Genomic DNA, 16,818 nt, shown 5'->3' on the forward strand with positions numbered 1-16,818 from the left:
ACGCGTTCGCGTACACCGGGATGCCGAGCACGTGTCCCACCGGCCGGCCCCGGCCGCGATCCGGTGGGCGGTCCCGCGGTGTCCTGCCCTGCGGCGCCCGGCTCTCCTCCACGCGCTTGATGCTACGGACACCTGCGCCACGGGACCCACCCCGGCGTTTTCGTCGTACCCCTGGCCTAGCCTCTCTGACATGACGGCCCCCACTCCGATGACCGCGCAACCGGCTCCCGCGTCCCCATCCGGCGGCGCCCCCGCGGGCGATTCCGGCGCCGAGGCGATCGTGCCGGGTGCCCGGCGCCGGCCGGAGGCGCCGGCCGGCCCGTCGCTCTCGCCGTCCCGGGCCGCCGACTTCAAGACCTGCCCGCTGCTGTTCCGCTTCCGCACCATCGACAAGCTGCCCGAGACGCCGTCGGCCGACCAGGTCCGCGGCACGCTCGTGCACGCCGTGCTGGAGCGTCTCTTCGACCTGCCGGCCGCCGAGCGCACCCCGGATGCCGCGGTCGCCCTCGTGGCCCCCGAGTGGGAGCGGCTGCTCGAGCAGGAGCCCACCCTGGCCGGCCTCTTCGCCGATTCCACCGACCCGGCCGCCGGCCTGGTCCGCGACCCCGCCGCCCTCGCCGCCGAGGCCGACGCCACCACCGGGAGCCCGGCCGGTGCCCTCGACGCGGAGGCCGACCCGCTCAGCAATGCGGCCGGCCCCCTCACCGATGCTGAGGCCGGCCAGGTCGGCAATGCGGCCGGCGGGCTCAGCAATGGGGCCGGCTCGGCTGTCCAGGAGGCCCTCGTCGACGTGCCCGGCGGCGCCGAGGCCGCCCGCATCGCCGCCTTCCTGTCCGGCGCCGGCAAGCTGCTGACCGGCTACTTCGCGGTGGAGGACCCGCAGCGCCTGCAGCCGGCCGAGCGGGAGACGCTGATCTCCACTGTGATCGGCGACGAGTTGCTGCTGCGCGGCTACATCGACCGGCTGGACGTCTCCCCCGCCGGCGATCTGCGGGTGGTCGACTACAAGACCGGCGGCGCCCCACGCGAGGCCTTCGAGGGCCGGGCGCTGTTCCAACTCAAGTTCTACGCCCTGGTGCTCTGGCGCACCCGCGGCGTGGTGCCTCGTGTTCTGCGCCTGCTCTACCTGAAAGACGCGGAGGTCTGCGACTACAGCCCCGAGGCCGGCGAGCTGGAGCGTTTCGAGCGCACCCTGATCGCCCTCTCCGACGCGATCGAGCGGGCCAAGCGTGACCGCGACTTCCGCCCCAAGCCCAGCCGCCTCTGCGGCTGGTGCAGCCACCAGGCCCTCTGCCCCGAGTTCGGCGGCACGCCGCCCACTTTCCCGGAGATCGCCGTCGCCACCGGCCCAGCCGCCGAGTCCGAGCCCGGCCGCCTGGCCGCGATGCTCCAGGACGGCCCACTTGGCTGACCAGCTCCCTCACCGCGGGCCGGCCGGCTCGGCTCGCCGGGGGGTGTTCGGCCGCTCCGGCCCGCCGTCGGGGCTTGTTCGGGCGCGGTCATGCGACTGGGATGGCGGTCACCTGGTTGCGGGCCGCGCGGGACGGCCCGCACATCGGACAATGCGGTGATGAGACCGCTGCGTGTCCTGGTCGCGGATGCCGCGCCGCTGCAACGTTCGGGGCTGCGCGCGATGCTGACCACCCCGGCGACGGCCGGGGAGCCGTCCGCACCGGAGTGGGCGAGCGACGGGACCGCCCCGGCCGAGATCGTGGTCGCCGGCGAGGCCGGGGACGGCGTCGAAGCGGTCGAGCTCGCCCGCCGCCTGCTGCCCGATGTGCTGATCACCGATCTGACGCTGCCGCGAGCGGACGGCTTTGCAGTGACCCGGGCCGTCGCCCAGGCCAACCTGCCGGTGCACGTCCTGGTGCTCACCGCCCGGGACAGCGACGACGAGGTGCTCGCCGCGGTCTCCGCCGGCGTCACCGGCTACCTGTGCAAAGACGCGCCCCGCGAGGAGCTCGTCGCCGCCGTCCGGGCCGTCGCCGCCGGCGGGGCGGTGATCGCTCCCCCGCTGCTGGCACGCATCCTGGGCCGGGTCGCCGAGGCCGTCCCGGTCACCACCGACAACGGCGCCGCCCGGCTGGACGCCCTCACCGGCCGCGAGCGTGAAGTCCTGGTGCACGTCGCCCGCGGCCGCACCAACGCCGAGATCGCCGATCTCCTGCAGGTGAGCGAGACGACGGTGAAGACGCACGTCGGCCACGTGCTCACCAAGCTGCGCCTGCGCGACCGCACGCAGGCCGTCGTCCTGGCCTACGAGACCGGCCTCGTGAAACCCGGCGCCTGAGCCCGCCGCAGGGCCGCCCGATGCCGCAAGCACCCCAGCAGACGTGTTCCTGACGGTTGCGTCAAGCTTCCGGTCCTACCAGGAGCTGATCAGGGTGCGTGCCCCGAATTCGGCTCCCACGAGCAGCGCCGAGAACGTGACTGCGGCTAGGGCGACGGTTCTTCCGCGACGGCCCAGCCACGCCGCAACGGCGATGCCCCCGCCCCACGGCAACCCGTACATGAGTCCGAACTGGCCGAGCATGGTCACCGTCCGGAACGCCATCGTGAACGACGCCACTGCTACGGGCAGGCCGATCGCTACGACCAGCGCCGCCACCATGTAGGCCGGCTTCTTCGGCCGGAGGGCGCGCCATCCGGTGGCCGGCTCACGCCACAGCAGCGCCATGCTCACCGAGCCGGCCACCGCCCCGCACATCGCTACCACTGCGGCGAGAACCACCACCCAGGCGAGATCGGTCTGTCGCATCCCGCCGCTGGCCCCGGAGGTGTTGAACCAGTCCCGCACCGCCACGAGCCCGTGCCCACATACCTGCGCCGCCAGTACCATCGCGACCACCGCCGCCGACCGCCTCCACTGCGGCCGGGCCGCTAACGCGAGTCCGGCCGCTGCCAAGCCCGGCAATAGCAGCCACAGCACCCAGAAGTACTCCCAGAGGTACTCCCACGTGCCGTCACCGGTGGAAACCCGGCCCGGTACCACAGCGGCGGCTCCGGCGACGACTGCACACGTCGTGACCGCTACACCCGCGGCGGCCGCCGTCACGGGCCGCGCTGCCGACTCGTCCTTACGTATTGCCATCGCTGCTCCCGGGCCGCTGGTTCATCTTCCACCGCAGCAAACGCCCTAACGACGCACACGACACGTCACGGTTGGCTGACATGGGCCGACGGCAACTGCGGAGGAGTAACCGGCCCGTTCACCCGAGCCGGCACCGGGTGTCGAAGGACCTCGGCGAGCCATGCGGAATACGGTCGGCGGGGTGGAGGCATGGGTGACCGCGGTCGCGGTTGAAGACCGGCGGCCGGCGACCGAGACGCGGCCGGCCCGTCACGCGTGCAGGAACGGCCCGATCAGCGCCCACTGCTTGTCGGTCACGTCGCTCGGGTACGGCTTTCGATCACCCATGACCGCTGCGGTCGCTGCTCAATCATCCGGAGAACGTCGGCGGTCAGCGGAACAGGGTCGCGAGGAAGGCCGGGTCCACGCCGACCAGGGACTCGCGCAGGTGGATGCCGTCCGTGGGCGGCAGCTCCAGCTCGGCCGGGACCGCGAGCACCGCAGCGCCGGCGGCCAGGGCGCTGGTGGTGCCGCTCGGGGAGTCCTCGATCGCGACGCAGCGTTCGATCGAGACGCCGAGCAGGGCCGCGGCCCGCCGGTACGGCTCGGGGTCCGGTTTCGGCTTCTCCACCTCGTCGCCGCAGACCACGACGTCGAAGTTCTCGGCGCCCAGCGTCTTGAGGGCGACCTCGACCAGCCGCCGGCTCGTCGAGGTGACCAGGGCGGTCGGGATGCCGGCCGCACGGACCGCCAGGAGCAGTTCGGCCGCGCCGGGACGCCAGACCAGGCCGCCGGCGAAGAGTTCGTGGACGCGGTCGGTCAGCCAGGTCACGTCCGGCGCCTCGGGCCGGTCCGGCTGGCCCAGGTCGTCGCGGAAGATCTGCATGCTCAGCGCCATGCTGGTGCCGACCATGGCGAGCCGGGCGGTTTCGGAGAGCGTCCCGCCGGCGTGGACCGCCAGTTCGGCGAGCGCGATGCCCCACACCCGTTCGCTGTCGACCAGCGTGCCGTCCATGTCGAAAAGTACGGCGTCCAGCAAAGCTCCCCCAACGTCGACCGACCGGGCCCATTCTGCTGGGCGGGCAGGCCGGGAGCCGACCGAATGTGACCGACGTGTCAGAGCCCGCAGTTCTGCAGCGAGTTCTCGTACCCGTTGACGAACGCGTCCATCCGCTGCTCGGCCGTGCCGTGCGCGCCCTCGGCGAACCACGGCTGGCCCGGTTCGTCGCCGACCGCGGCGAGGCCGTCGGCCAGTTCGCGGGTGTCGTCGTCCTGCATCTCGAGGTCGCCGTCGCGTACCTTGTCGCCGATGAACGCCCCGGCCATGCAGTCGGCCTGCAGCTCCTGCTCGATGGTGAACTGCTTGCGGATGCCGAGCCGGGCCTGGATGCCGTGCGCGTACTCGTGGCCGAGCAGGTAGTAGACGAACGCGTCGCCGATCTGCCGGAACGCTGCGAAGGCCCAGTTCACGTCGTATGCGATGAAGTCCCCGGCGGAGCAGTACACGGCGTTGTTGCGGGGCAGCGGTTCGCCGGCGCAGTCCAGCTCGCCGTCCCGCTCGTACGGCACCACCTGCCGGATCGGCTGGAACCCGGCGCCGGTGCGCTGGAAGACACCGGTCCAGTACCGCTCGGCGACGTCCTGCGAAGCCCGGATGTCGCGGGCGAACTCCTCCGGGGTGTCGGTGCCGTCCGGGTCGACAGCGCCGGACCGGGCCGGTGCGGGAGCGGGAGCGGGATCCTCGACCGGAGGCAAGCAGCCCGCGGTGAACAGAGTCGACAGAAGGGCCAGCAGGACTACCGGGCGAGCACGCATGCGGTCCTCCAGGACGGGTGTTCCACGGTAGCCATGGATACCAATCCGGGCCGCGGGCCAAACCCCGGGCTCCGGGGTGTCCCTGAGCCGGCGTGGGTGGTGACCCCCACCGAAATCTCCGCGCGCACTCCCCCGCGGGACGGACGTTTCCCCGCCCGCGCACCGAAACACTGAGCTGGCCGGCCGGGGCGAACGACGCCCCGGCCGGACCACGACAACGAGGGGGAGACGTGACAGCGACGGATACCGGCGGACCGGTGGCGGCGCGGGCGGACGAGATCTGGAAGGTCTACGGCACGGGCGAGGCCCGCGTCGTCGCGCTGCGGGGGGTCAGCGCCGACTTCGGACGGGGTCGCTTCACGGCGATCATGGGGCCGTCCGGCAGCGGCAAGTCGACGCTCATGCACTGCCTGGCCGGACTGGACACGGTCGACCGTGGCACGGTGCACGTGGGTGGCACCGAGGTCACCAAGCTCAGCGACAAGGCACTGACCCGGCTGCGCCGGGACCGGATCGGTTTCATCTTCCAGCAGTTCAACCTGTTGCCGACGCTGAGCGCGGCGGAGAACATCCGGCTGCCGCTGGACATCGCCGGCCGCAAGCCGGATCCGCAGTGGTGGGACATCGTGATCGACACGGTCGGCCTGCGGGACCGGCTCGGGCACCGGCCCAGCCAGCTCTCCGGCGGCCAGCAGCAGCGGGTGGCGTGCGCGCGGGCGCTGGTCGGCCGCCCGGACGTGATCTTCGCCGACGAGCCGACCGGCAACCTGGACTCCCGGTCGGGCGCCGAGGTTCTGGCGTTCCTGCAGGCCAGCGTGCGCGAGCACGGCCAGACCATCGTGATGGTCACGCACGATCCGGTGGCGGCGAGCTACGCCGACCGGGTGGTCTTCCTGGCCGACGGCGCGATCGTCGACGAGCTGGCGAACCCGACCGCCGAGTCGGTTCTGGACACCATGAAACGCCTGGACACGCACGCCGACCCGGTGATGCTCTGATGCTGCGTGCCACGCTGAAGAGCCTGCTGGCCCGCAAGCTGCGGCTGATCCTGTCCGGGCTGGCGGTGATCCTCGGGGTGATGTTCGTGTCGGGTGCGCTGGTGCTCACCGACACGCTCAACCGGACCTTCGACTCGATCTTCGCGGACGCCTACGCGGCGACCGACGTCTCGGTTTCGGCGAAACCCAAGGTCGAGGTCTCCGAGATGGAGGGCGAGGAGGTGGCAGCGCCGCTGCCGGCCTCGATCGTGGAGACCATCAAGAGCCAGGCGGGCGTACGCTCCGCGACCGGCCGCGTCGACACCGACGGGGCACGGGTGATCGGGTCCGACGGCAAGGTGCTCACGTCGTTCGGCCCGCCGCGGATCGGCTCGAACTGGACCGGCACCGACGAGACGATGGAGATGCGCGACGGCCGCGGACCGGAGTCGGCCGGCGAGATCGCCATGAACGCGACCACCGCGGAGCTGTCCGGTTACCGGGTCGGCGACCGGGTGGCCGTCCTCACGCAGCAGCCGAAACGCGAGTTCACCCTGGTCGGGGTCTGGGGTTACACCGGCGGCCGGGACAGCATCAGCGGCGTCCAGGAGGTCGCCTTCACCACGCCGGTGGCCCAGGAGCTGATGCTGGGTGAGAAGGGTGTCTTCACCTCGGTGCTGGTGCGCACCGCCGACGGGGTGACCCCGGACGAGCTGCGTGACCGGCTCGCCCCGGTGCTCGGCGCCGACTACCAGGTGAAGACCGGCGAGCAGCTGGCCGAGGAGAGTTCGGCGAGCATCAAGCAGGGTCTCGGCTTCTTCAACCAGATCCTGCTCGGCTTCGCCGGCATCGCGCTGTTCGTCGGCATCTTCCTGATCCTGAACACGTTCTCGATCGTGGTGGCCCAGCGCACCAAGGAGCTGGCGCTGCTGCGGGCGATGGGCGCCAGCCGCCGTCAGGTGATCAACTCGGTGCTGGTGGAGGCCGTCGTGGTCGGCCTGATCGCCGCGGTCCTCGGCCTGGCCGCCGGGGTCGGCGCGGGCGCCGGGCTCGCCCAGTTGTTCGGCAGCATGGGCGGCGGCATGGAACTGGCCTCGATCGGGGTGCCGCTGTCTGCGGTGATCAGCGCGTTCGTGGTCGGGATCCTGGTGACCGTGGTGGCGGCGGTGCTGCCGGCGCTGCGCGCCTCCCGGATCGCGCCGATCGCGGCGATGCAGGACGTCGCCACCCCGGACCGGCCGCTCACCAAGATCACAGTGGCCGGGACGGTGGTCACCGCACTCGGCGCGGCCGGGCTGGGCCTCGGCCTGTTCGCCGACGCCGGCGACGCCACCCTGTGGCTGATCCTCGGCGGAGTGCTGGTCACCTTCATCGGCATCGCGCTGCTCACTCCGCTGATCAGCAAGCCGGTGGTCTCACTGCTCGGCCGGCTCTTCTCCTGGTCGGTGCCCGGCCGCCTGGGCCGGCTCAACTCCGGCCGCAACCCGCGGCGCACGGCGATCACCGCCGCCGCGCTGATGGTGGGCATCGCGCTGGTCACCGGCGTCACCGTGATCATGGACTCGGCCAAGAGCAGCCTCAAGAGCGAGGCCGCCCGGATCCTCAAGGCCCAGATCATGATCAGCGGGGATCAGGGCGGGCCGCGGCCACCCACGTACGATCCGGCGGTCCTGGACAAGACCGAGCAGATCCCGGGCGTACGCGCGGCAGCCGGCCTCTACAACGACCTGGTGCAGATCGGCGGCGACCGGACGTACGTGGCCGCCACCGAGGACCTGGCCGTGATGGGGCAGGCGTACGGGACGACAGCGCAGACCCTGCGCGACGACCAGATCGCGGTCAGCTCGCCGGAGGCCGCGGAACGGGGCTGGCAGATCGGCTCGACCGTCCCGATCCAGACGTCGCGCGGCGCGGAGCACACGTACACGGTCGCCATGCTGTTCGCCGAGAACGAACTGCCCGGCAGCATCCTGATGCCGGCCGCCGCGATCAAGGGCTTCGGGATCACCCAGCCGGTGCTCGGTTTCGTCCGGCTCGACGACGGCGTCCCGGTCTCGGCCGTGCTGCCGCAGGTCAAGGCGCTGCTGGCGGACAGTCCCGAGGTGTCGGCGACCGACCAGCAGACGTTCGTCGACGCTCAGGCGGCGCAGTTCGACCAGATCATCATGATGATCCAGATCCTGCTGGGGCTGGCCATCCTGATCGCCGTACTGGGCGTGGTGAACACCCTTGCCCTGTCGGTGCTGGAACGTACCCGCGAGCTCGGCCTGCTGCGGGCCGTCGGGCTGGGCCGGGCCCAGACCATGCGGATGGTGACCGTGGAGGCCGTGGTGATCTCGGTCTTCGGCGCGCTGCTCGGCGTCGCGGTCGGCGCCGGCATGGGCAGCGCGGTGGCCCGCGCGCTGGAGAACGACGGCATCACCGAGATCGTGCTGCCGTGGGGCCGGATGGGCACCTACCTGGGCCTGGCCGCCCTGGTCGGGGTGATCGCGGCGGTGGCGCCGGCGATCCGCGCCGCCCGGCTCAACGTCCTGGGCGCCATCGCCCACGACTGAGCGACTCAGCGCAGGGGCGGCCCCGGCACGATGCCGGGGCCGCCCTGTTCGCGTCGATCAGGCCAGGATCTTGTCGAGCTTGGTGAAGCTGGAGCCCCAGCCCTCGCGCGCGCCCTCGTGCATGACCTCGGGGAACGGGCTCTGGGTGAGGACCAGGCGGGTGCGGCCGCCCTCCTCGTCGTGGAACTCGATGCGCATGCGCAGCACCTCGGCGCCGAAGTCCGGGATGTGCGCGACGTTCTCCTCGCCGACCAGCAGCTCGTTCTCCACGACCTCGACGAAGGTGGCGTTGACCGGCGAGACGACGCCCGGGTCCTCGTCGTTGACCATGGAGAAGCGCTGGTGGCCGCCGGCCCGCACGTCGAGGTCGACGCTGTCGCGGGGCACCGACCAGCCGACCGGGCCGAACCAGGCGGCCAGCTGCTCCGGGTCGGTGAAGGCCCGGTACACCAGCTCGCGGGGGGCGTCGAAGATGCGGGTGATGACGAGCTCAGTCATTGGTTTTCTCCTCCTGCAGGCGCTTGAGGTGGGCGTCGAGACGCGCGAAGTTGTCGTCCCAGAACCGGCGGTACCGCTCCATCCAGGCCGTCGCCTCGCGCAGCGGCGCCGCCTCGAGCCGGCTGGATCGCCACTGGGCCGAGCGGCTGCGCGAGATGAGACCGGCGTTCTCCAGCACCTTCAGATGCCGGGAGATCGCCGGGAGGCTGATGTCGAACGGCTCGGCGAGCTCCGTCACGGTCGCCTCCCCCTCGGCGAGGCGCGCGAGGATGGCGCGCCGCGTGGGGTCGGCGAGGGCCGCGAAGATCACACTGAGCCGGTCGGTCATTTAACCTCCCCGTTAATTAACGAAGAGGTTAAGAGGTGACCGCGCCGCTGTCAAACCTTGCTGGGGATCCGGCGGTGCAGCTCGGCGAGCAGGACCTCCGGGCCGGGCGACATCAGGCCGACGTCGATGACGTACGCCACCTCGGCGCCACGACGCCGGATCCGCGGTGGCCCACCCTTGCCGGGCTGCACCGTCGCGTAGTCCTCGGCCACCGGCGTGACCACCAGTTCGGTGAACGGCCCCCACCCGTGCAGCGCCACCGATCCGATCCCGGACCAGGGCAGATGGATCGGCCGGCGCCCGGTCGCGGCGAAGTCGATGCCGTGCACCGAGGTGTGCAGCCAGCCGAGCCGGCGCCAGAACAGCAGCAGGACCATGGCCGCGACGACCGCCGGCACGATCAGCGTGGCCTCGGCGTAGAGCACGATGTCGCCACCGCCCGGCCGGTAGCCGGCCGCCATCTTGATCAGCAGGGTGATGGCGAGCATCGGCACCCAGCAGGCGGCTAGCACCCAGAGCGCCGTCACGTAGAACATGCCGCGCGCCTGGATGAAGCTCACGGTGTCGTCGGTGGGCCCGAGTACCTGGTCAACGTGATCAGCCATAAGCGGATTATGCTCGGATAAATCAGGTGATTTTGGCGCGGAGCGTTAATCCGGCACGCCGAGTACGGCCGACGGGTGCGTGTCGGAACCCGCACGTAGGCTGTGTGCCATGACTGAGTTCGACGGCCTCCCGCTGCTCCGCTCCCCCGTGGCGATCGCTGCCTTCGAGGGCTGGAACGACGCTGCGGATGCTTCGACCGCGGCCGTGGAACACCTCGAGCAGGTCTGGGAGGCCCGTGAGGTCACCAGCATCGACCCCGAGGACTTCTACGACTTCCAGGTCAGCCGGCCCACCATCACCATGGCCGAGGGTGAGACCCGCAAGATCGAGTGGCCGACCACCCGGTTCACGGTGGCCAGCCCGCCCGGCGCCGAGCGCGACGTGGTGCTGATCCGCGGCATCGAGCCGAGCATGCGGTGGCGCACCTTCTGCGAGTCGGTGCTGGAGATCTGCCACAGCCTCGAGGTGAACCGCATCGTGCTGCTCGGCGCGCTGCTCGCCGACGTGCCCTACACCCGGCCCCTGCCGATCAGCGGCACCGCGTCGGACCGCGAGATCGCCGAGAAGTACAAGGTGGTTCCGACCCGCTACGACGGCCCCACCGGCATCGTCGGCGTGCTCCAGGAGGCGTCGAGCCGGGCCGAGCTGGACGCGCTGTCGTTCTGGGTGCACGTGCCGCACTACGCCAACAACCCGCCCTGCCCGAAGGCGACGCTCGCCCTGCTCAGCCGGATCGAGGACGTGCTCGACCTGCCGGTGCCGATGGCGGACCTGGCCGAGCAGGCCGACGAGTGGGAGAAGAAGGTCCGCGCCGCCGCCGAGCAGGACTCCGAGCTCGGCGAATACGTGCGGGAGCTGGAGGAACGGGTCGGCGACGCCGGCATCCAGCCGCTGACCGGCGACGAGATCGCCAGCGAGTTCGAGAAGTACCTGCGGCGCCGGGGCGGTTCGGCGGGTCCCACCGCAGGTTCCTGGTAGGTCACCGCAGGCTCTGGTTACACCGTCGTGCTCCGGGTGCGGGCCGCACCCGGAGCACGACCGGCTCACATGGCGAGCCGGGCCTGCGCGGCGATCTGGTCGAGGAAGACGTCCCAGTCGGCGCGCGAGAATTGCAGAGCAGGCTGACCAAGGTTCTTACTGTCGCGCATGGCGATCCGGTCGTCGCCGACCGCGGCCACCTCCACGCATGCACCTGTCGCGCAGAACGAGCTGCGCTCCCACTTCATTGTGGTGTCGTTCATTTCAGCCTCTCATGATGTATTGAAACCGCCCTTACGACTCGTCCGGCAGTGACTCGTCGTCCTTCACGTCGCAGGCCGCTCGGGCGATCCGCGCGCGCAGGTCATAGGCGCGCGCCAGGATCAGCGCCACGCTCGCTTCCTCATCGAGTGACCGGCGCCAGAAGCGCTCGAACACTTCCCGGTGATATCCCACCTCGACCGGATCCTGCACCAGATCGTCGCGGGTGTAACTCTCCCGGTAGAGCACGGCGTCTCCCTCCGCCGCGCTCAGGTCCAGGACGGTGAAGGCGCCGAAGGTGCCGAGCAGCGCACCGGTGTCGCGGGGCAGCACCCGGACGTGTACGTTGGGCCGCTTCGCCGTCTCGGCGAGGTCCTCGAACTGCTCAGCCGCCGTCTCCAGCCCGCCGACGGTGCGCCACAGCACCGACTCGTCGAGCATCAGCAGGAAGTCCGGCGCGCCGTCGCGTTCGATCACATCCCGGCGCCGGGCGAGTCGCACGTCCCGGCGGACCCGGCGCTCCTCGACCGTGAGGCTCTTGTCGAACCAGCTGAGCGTCGCCTCGGCCAGGGCACGGGTCTGCAGGTGGCCGGGCACGAGAGTCGACTGGTACTCCCGGATGGCGGTGGCGGCCAGCTCGAACTGCACCAGTTGCAGCAGGCCGGGCGGCAGATACTCACGGTGTTCCTGCGCCGTCCAGTACCGCTCGCGGCGCGACACCCGGGCGTCCTCGGCGAGGGCGCCGATGCGCTCCTCGTCGACGACGCCGTACTCCGTCAGCAGGGCACGCAGGTCGGTCGGGGTGATCGTCACCTCACCGAGCTCGACCCGCTGCAACTTCGAGAGCGACCAGCCCAGGGTGTCGGCCACCTCGTGCTGGCTCTTGCCGGTCTCCTCCCGGGCGGAACGCAGCGCGAGCCGCACCCGCCGCCTCGCGACGGCGGGCAGCTCGTCGGGCGCAGCCGCCATGCGGACCTCTCAGAAACCGTCCAAATCCCGCAAACCGACCATGGTTGCGATGTCGCAGGTTGCCGTGTCGCCCATGGCCTGCCGCAGAATACTCTAGGGGATAATCTGGACACCCGACCGGGTGACCGGATCATCTGCCACAGAACTCCAGTGATCGCACCAGACCGCGGCAGAACTCGGCGAACTCCCGCTCGTCACGCGACGAGAAGACCTCCACCAGCTCGCCGCGGTACTCGGCGCGCACCTGCCACCACCGGCGCCTGCGCGGCCGCAGGCAGATCGCCCCGTTGACCACGAGGATCCCGATCAGCAGAGCAGCCAGCAGAATCGAGACCGGCCCCACCACCGGGACCGTCACCACCGCCGCGGCCAGCGCGGACACCCCGAGCACCTGCCGGCCCGACGCGTCCGGCTCGGGGTCGTGGCGGACGATGTGGACATCGAGCAGGTCGGCCACCGCGAAGCGATACTGAGCGGTCTGCGAGACCTCCACGACACTGTGGGTGATCACCGCACGCGGACCGCGATAGAAAACGGGCAACTCCATCCCCTCCTCCCGGTACTTGCGAGCCGGAGGAGGCTGGGCAAAGATGGCACTCGACAAGGGGCCCTCCTCCGCACGTCGGACGGCAGGCCCGGGGCGGCGGCCAGCGGCTACTGGTCACCGCCCCCTTTTCGTGACCTGAACGCGCCCTTAACGTGTTCTCAGTATGGCGGGCGCTGTCATCTATCCGCCAGACTCCTGACAGCCTTGTAGCTGATAGGTCCCAATTCACTCACGAACTCACGCGTGTCATTGCACGCCCGGACACGCGGCGTGAGTCATCCTAGGAACCTAGTTGATGCTGGAGGGCGAGCATGACGATCAACCCTGGCAACGCCGAGTTCCCGCACCGGCAGATCGCGACCCAGCTGCGCGAACGCATCCGCCGCGGCGACTGGCAGCCCGGCGAGCGCCTCCCGTCCATCCCCGCCATGGCCGAGATGTTCGGCGTCGCCAAACAGACCGTGCAGCGCACAGTGGACCAGCTGCGGGTCGAAGGCATCCTGATCACCAAACCCGGATCCGGTACGTACGTCCGCGGCACCCGGCGCCGCCTGAACCGCCTGGCCCGCGGCCGCTACGGCGCACACCGCGGCTACCACGCGGATCTGGCCGCCCGCTACCGGCAGCAGCTCGTCGGCGTCGGCCGGGAGCCCGCGCCGCCCGAGGTGGCCGACGCCTTCGGGGTCCGCGACGGCACGGAACTGCTGGTCCGCAGGCATGTGGTGCGCACCGACGAGGCGACCGTCGAGGTGGGCGCGTCGTGGTTCCGGGTGACCGACGCGACCGGCACCTCGCTGGAGCGGATGGAGGCGTTCGGACGGCCGCTCTACCAGGAGGCCGAGGAGGTGCTCGGCCGCCGGTACGCCTCGGCGACCGACACGATCAGCGCCCGGCAGCCCAGCCGCGAGGAGGCGGAGATCCTGCAGATCCGCCCGGACACGCCGGTGCTGCACCTGCTGCATGTCGCGTTCGACGAGACCCGCAAGCCGATCGAGGTGGCCCAGGCGACCTGGCCGGGGCCGATGACCACGCTCACCGAGGAGTACCGGATCCCGGCGCCGGCCCCGGAACCCGGCCCGGAGCCGGGATTCGCCCTCGCCTGACCGCGCAGGGCCACGTCGTCGCGGCCGGGCCAGGACAGGATGTCGGCATGGAAGATCCCGTCGCCGGCCCGTTGACATGACGACGACGATCGCCGCGGACGGCAGCGCCGCGCACCTGCCACCGGAATCGGGGCCGCCCCTACTTTGGTAGGTGCCGGGCTTCACGCGTACCCCATAGGCTCCTGTCATGCTCTTCGCCCTGTTGGTGCCCGACCCCGGCAGCGCGCGGGCCGCGGCACGCGACCGCCTGGCCGATGGCATCGCGATCGTGCTCGCCATCACCTACGGATCGATCATGCTGGTGCTCGGTGACGCGACCACGCCCGGCGCGTTGCTGCCCTGGCAGGCCGACCTCGCGGTCGGGCTGGCGTGCGCGGCCGCGTTGCTGCTGCGCCGGCGGCACCCGCTGGGCGTGGCCGTCGCCGTGCTGCCCTTCGGCGCGGTGTCGATCATGGCGACCGGGGCGATCACGATGGCCCTGTTCACCGCCGCGATCCGCTTCCGGCCGCCGCTGTTGCTGCTGCTCGGCGCGGTCAACGTGGGCACCGGCGGGCTCTACTATCTGCTACATGCGCAGCCCGCCTACGACATCTGGGTGGATTTCGTGATGCGCTCGGTGGTCACCGCGGCGGCGCTCGGCTGGGGCCTGTTCATGCAGGCCTACCGGCGGCTCACCGAATCACTGCGTGCGCAGGCCGTCCGTCTGCAGGCCGAGGCCCGGCTCACCGAGCGTGCCCGGATCGCCCGGGAGATGCACGACGTGCTCGCCCACCGGATGTCCCTGATCAGCCTGCACGCGGGCGCCTTGGAGGTGCGCGGCACGGTCTCCGCCGACGAGCTCAGCGTCGCCGCCGGCGCGATCCGGACCAGCGCGCACGAGGCCCTGGAAGAGTTACGCGCGGTAGTGGGCGTGCCCAGCGGCCGCCCGGAACCACCCCAGCCCGGCCTCGCCGACATGGCCGACCTGGTCGCCAGCGTGCGCGCGGCGGGCATGGCGATCGACTACGCGAACGCGGTGCCGCCGGACGGTCCGCCGGTCGTGCTCGGCCGCACCGCATACCGGATCGTCCAGGAAGGCCTCACCAACGCCCGCAAGCACGGATCCGGGCCGGCCGCCTCGGTGCGCCTGGCCGGCAGCGCCGGCCGCGGTCTGCACATCACGATCATCAACCCCCTTTCCGGTACGCGCGAAGCACCCGTTTCGGACACCGGCCTCGGCCTGGTCGGCATCGGCGAACGGGTGGCCCTGGCCGGCGGCGAGGTCCACTACGGCGCTGCCCGCGGCGAGTTCCGCCTGGAAGCCTCCCTGCCGTGGCCGGCATGAACGGCCCCACGCCGACCTCTGCCGCCGGCTCGCCAGGCGCTGCCTCCCCCGCCGACGCTGAACTTTCCACTTCCGCCTTCCCCGGCGCCGGCCTTGCGCCCGCGAGGGCTGGCATTCCTGGCGCGGATGCTGCCGGCGCGAACGCTGCGGGCGCAAACCCTGCGGGCGCAGACGCTGCGGGCGCAAACCCTGCGGGCGCAGACGCTGTGAGCGCAGACGCTGTGAGCGCAGACGCTGTGAGCGCAGACGCTGCGGGCGCAGACGCTGACGGTGCCGGCTCCGGTGGGCGGCCGATTCGGCTGGCGATCGTGGACGATGACGCGCTGGTGCGGGCCGGGCTGCGGATCCTGGTCGGCGGGTCGCCGGACATCGAGGTGGTGGCCGAGGCCGGTGACGGCGAGCAGGCCGTCACGGTGGCCGGCGCGCACTGGCCGGACGTGATGCTGATGGACATCCGGATGCCCGGCGTGGACGGCCTGATCGCCACCCGCCGCATCCGCTCCCGGCCGGGCGCGCCGCAGGTGATCGTGCTGACCACGTTCGACGCGGACGAGTACGTGCTGGAGGCCCTGCGCGGCGGCGCCAGCGGTTTCCTGCTCAAGGACACCCCGCCACGGGAGATTCTGGCCGCTGTCCGCACCGTGGCCGCCGGAGCGTCGAGCCTCTCCCCCACGGTGATCCGCCGCCTGATCGACCACGTCGCCGACCCGGAGGCCGGCACCCGCCGGGCCCGCGCCCGCAGCCGGCTGGCCACCCTGACCGACCGCGAGCGCGAGGTCGCGATCCTGGTCGGCCAGGGCCAATCGAACGCTGAGATCGGCGCCGGCCTGCGCATGAGCCTGCCGACCGTGAAGGGCCACGTCTCCCGGCTGCTGACCAAGCTCGATCTGAACAACCGGGTGCAGATCGCCCTACTGGTCCACGACGCCGAATGAAGGTCAGCCGAACGGGAAGACCGACGGGAACTTGAAATCGATCTTCGGCGGCCTGATGTTCGGCGCCGGCTGCGTCTCGATCTCGCGAATGATGTTCAGCAGCACCTGCGGGATGCCCGGGGCGTCCTCGAGCGCGACGACCTTCTTGGTCCGGCCGTTCACATACCGCACCTCGATCTCGTAGAGGAAGCGGTCGCAGCAGGTGTTCTTCGGAACGTACCGCGGTCGCAGGGCCAGGAAGGACGGCGTCGAGGCCAGTCGGAGCGCGCGCGCACCGGGGCTGTTGCCCTTGCCGGAGAAGCTGTACGCGAACCGGTTGTTGTGTGGACCCCCGGTCCGGACGAACGAGATGTGCTCCGCGCGAACCGCCGCCCCGGTTTGCGCGGAGCTGCCCGTCGGCTGGGTGGGTTCGACCGCTGCGGCGGGCGGCGCGCTGCCGGCCATCATGGTGACACTCACCAGCAGGCCGACAGCGGACGCCCGGCGGGCGTAGATTTTACGGCTCATCCGCCTACGATATCGGTCATTAACCGCATATTCCGGTTAACACGGTCGGTCCGCCGGTGAAGGCCGGGGCGGGCCGGGGTTGGCCCGGGCCGGGGGTTGGGCCGGGCCGGGCCGGGTTGGGCCGGGGTTGGCCCGGGCCGGGGGTTGGGCCGGGCCGGGCCGGGTTGGGCCGGGTTGGGCCGGGCCGGGTCGGGTTGGGCCGGGCCGGGCCGGGCCGGGCCGGGTCGGGTTGGGTTGGGCCGGGTCGGGTTGGGTTGGGCCGGGTTGGGTTGGGCCGGGTTGGGTTGGGCCGGGTTGGGTTGGGCCGGGTTGGGTTGGGGTGGGGCTGGGCATCGGCCCAACCGC

The 16,818-nt window shown here is 71.4% G+C and carries 18 protein-coding genes and 1 pseudogene; 8 read left to right on the plus strand and 11 right to left on the minus strand.

The window, feature by feature from the left end; genetic code table 11:
• The first annotated feature begins 190 nt into the window (after positions 1-190).
• Both OHA21_RS22835 and OHA21_RS22840 read left to right on the plus strand, forming a co-directional pair.
• Positions 191-1,411 carry a RecB family exonuclease gene (locus tag OHA21_RS22835; RefSeq protein ID WP_328476795.1) on the plus strand — a complete coding sequence of 407 codons (1,221 nt, stop codon included), beginning with the start codon at positions 191-193 and terminating at the stop codon, positions 1,409-1,411.
• 159 nt (positions 1,412-1,570) lie between these two features.
• On the plus strand, positions 1,571-2,290 hold the full coding sequence (locus OHA21_RS22840; protein ID WP_328476797.1) for a response regulator transcription factor: 720 nt from the start codon (positions 1,571-1,573) through the stop codon (positions 2,288-2,290).
• A gap of 75 nt (positions 2,291-2,365) precedes the next feature.
• Here OHA21_RS22840 and OHA21_RS22845 read toward each other — a convergent pair whose 3' ends face one another.
• The 4 genes and pseudogenes from OHA21_RS22845 to OHA21_RS22855 all read right to left on the minus strand — a co-directional run bounded on the left by OHA21_RS22845 (position 2,366) and on the right by OHA21_RS22855 (position 4,885).
• Entirely contained in the window at positions 2,366-3,091 is a 726-nt protein-coding gene (locus OHA21_RS22845) for a hypothetical protein (protein ID WP_328476799.1), read from the minus strand.
• 252 nt (positions 3,092-3,343) lie between these two features.
• Positions 3,344-3,418: pseudogene (locus OHA21_RS52785) on the minus strand (transposase); the annotation flags it as partial.
• A 43-nt stretch (positions 3,419-3,461) separates the two neighbouring features.
• On the minus strand, positions 3,462-4,106 hold the full coding sequence (locus OHA21_RS22850) for an HAD family hydrolase (RefSeq protein WP_328478502.1): 645 nt from the start codon (positions 4,104-4,106) through the stop codon (positions 3,462-3,464).
• A gap of 80 nt (positions 4,107-4,186) precedes the next feature.
• Complete coding sequence (locus OHA21_RS22855; RefSeq protein ID WP_328476801.1) at positions 4,187-4,885, minus strand: neutral zinc metallopeptidase; 699 nt, start codon at positions 4,883-4,885, stop codon at positions 4,187-4,189.
• A gap of 230 nt (positions 4,886-5,115) precedes the next feature.
• Here OHA21_RS22855 and OHA21_RS22860 point away from each other — a divergent pair, with 230 nt between their 5' ends.
• Entirely contained in the window at positions 5,116-5,883 is a 768-nt protein-coding gene (locus OHA21_RS22860) for an ABC transporter ATP-binding protein (RefSeq protein ID WP_328476803.1), read from the plus strand.
• Positions 5,883-8,417 (plus strand): ABC transporter permease, encoded by a 2,535-nt coding sequence (locus OHA21_RS22865; RefSeq protein WP_328476805.1) that lies wholly within the window; start codon positions 5,883-5,885, stop codon positions 8,415-8,417. Before OHA21_RS22860 ends, OHA21_RS22865 begins: the two co-directional genes overlap by 1 nt.
• Before the next feature lie 57 nt (positions 8,418-8,474).
• On the opposite strand, the gene OHA21_RS22870 is transcribed toward OHA21_RS22865, so the two are convergent.
• The 3 genes from OHA21_RS22870 to OHA21_RS22880 are packed head-to-tail and all read right to left on the minus strand — an operon-like array spanning position 8,475 to position 9,848.
• The gene (locus tag OHA21_RS22870) at positions 8,475-8,915 is read right to left on the minus strand and encodes an SRPBCC family protein (RefSeq protein ID WP_328476807.1); all 441 of its coding nucleotides are present in this window, start codon (positions 8,913-8,915) and stop codon (positions 8,475-8,477) included.
• Positions 8,908-9,243 carry an ArsR/SmtB family transcription factor gene (locus tag OHA21_RS22875; protein WP_328476809.1) on the minus strand — a complete coding sequence of 112 codons (336 nt, stop codon included), beginning with the start codon at positions 9,241-9,243 and terminating at the stop codon, positions 8,908-8,910. Before OHA21_RS22875 ends, OHA21_RS22870 begins: the two co-directional genes overlap by 8 nt.
• A 50-nt stretch (positions 9,244-9,293) precedes the next feature.
• Complete coding sequence (locus OHA21_RS22880) at positions 9,294-9,848, minus strand: hypothetical protein (protein ID WP_328476811.1); 555 nt, start codon at positions 9,846-9,848, stop codon at positions 9,294-9,296.
• Between the two features lie 109 nt (positions 9,849-9,957).
• Here OHA21_RS22880 and OHA21_RS22885 point away from each other — a divergent pair, with 109 nt between their 5' ends.
• Positions 9,958-10,827 carry a PAC2 family protein gene (locus OHA21_RS22885; RefSeq protein ID WP_328476813.1) on the plus strand — a complete coding sequence of 290 codons (870 nt, stop codon included), beginning with the start codon at positions 9,958-9,960 and terminating at the stop codon, positions 10,825-10,827.
• A gap of 65 nt (positions 10,828-10,892) precedes the next feature.
• Here OHA21_RS22885 and OHA21_RS22890 read toward each other — a convergent pair whose 3' ends face one another.
• From OHA21_RS22890 to OHA21_RS22900, 3 genes are all read right to left on the minus strand, one after another.
• Complete coding sequence (locus OHA21_RS22890) at positions 10,893-11,090, minus strand: DUF397 domain-containing protein (RefSeq protein ID WP_328476815.1); 198 nt, start codon at positions 11,088-11,090, stop codon at positions 10,893-10,895.
• Positions 11,091-11,121: 31 nt separating this feature from the next.
• A complete protein-coding gene (locus tag OHA21_RS22895) occupies positions 11,122-12,057 on the minus strand; it encodes a helix-turn-helix domain-containing protein (RefSeq protein WP_328476817.1) in 936 nt (311 codons plus the stop codon).
• 130 nt (positions 12,058-12,187) lie between these two features.
• The gene (locus tag OHA21_RS22900; RefSeq protein WP_328476819.1) at positions 12,188-12,604 is read right to left on the minus strand and encodes a DUF6232 family protein; all 417 of its coding nucleotides are present in this window, start codon (positions 12,602-12,604) and stop codon (positions 12,188-12,190) included.
• Positions 12,605-12,915: 311 nt separating this feature from the next.
• Between OHA21_RS22900 and OHA21_RS22905 the strand changes: the two genes are divergently transcribed.
• From OHA21_RS22905 to OHA21_RS22915, 3 genes are all read left to right on the plus strand, one after another.
• Positions 12,916-13,707 carry a GntR family transcriptional regulator gene (locus OHA21_RS22905; protein WP_328476821.1) on the plus strand — a complete coding sequence of 264 codons (792 nt, stop codon included), beginning with the start codon at positions 12,916-12,918 and terminating at the stop codon, positions 13,705-13,707.
• A 187-nt stretch (positions 13,708-13,894) separates the two neighbouring features.
• Positions 13,895-15,031 carry a sensor histidine kinase gene (locus OHA21_RS22910; RefSeq protein ID WP_328476823.1) on the plus strand — a complete coding sequence of 379 codons (1,137 nt, stop codon included), beginning with the start codon at positions 13,895-13,897 and terminating at the stop codon, positions 15,029-15,031.
• Between the two features lie 308 nt (positions 15,032-15,339).
• The gene (locus tag OHA21_RS22915; RefSeq protein ID WP_442875120.1) at positions 15,340-15,966 is read left to right on the plus strand and encodes a response regulator transcription factor; all 627 of its coding nucleotides are present in this window, start codon (positions 15,340-15,342) and stop codon (positions 15,964-15,966) included.
• Positions 15,967-15,969: 3 nt separating this feature from the next.
• On the opposite strand, the gene OHA21_RS22920 is transcribed toward OHA21_RS22915, so the two are convergent.
• Entirely contained in the window at positions 15,970-16,473 is a 504-nt protein-coding gene (locus OHA21_RS22920; RefSeq protein WP_328476827.1) for a hypothetical protein, read from the minus strand.
• Between the last annotated feature and the right edge of the window lie 345 nt (positions 16,474-16,818).

The organism is Actinoplanes sp. NBC_00393 (genome assembly GCF_036053395.1).
GTDB lineage: Bacteria > Actinomycetota > Actinomycetes > Mycobacteriales > Micromonosporaceae > Actinoplanes.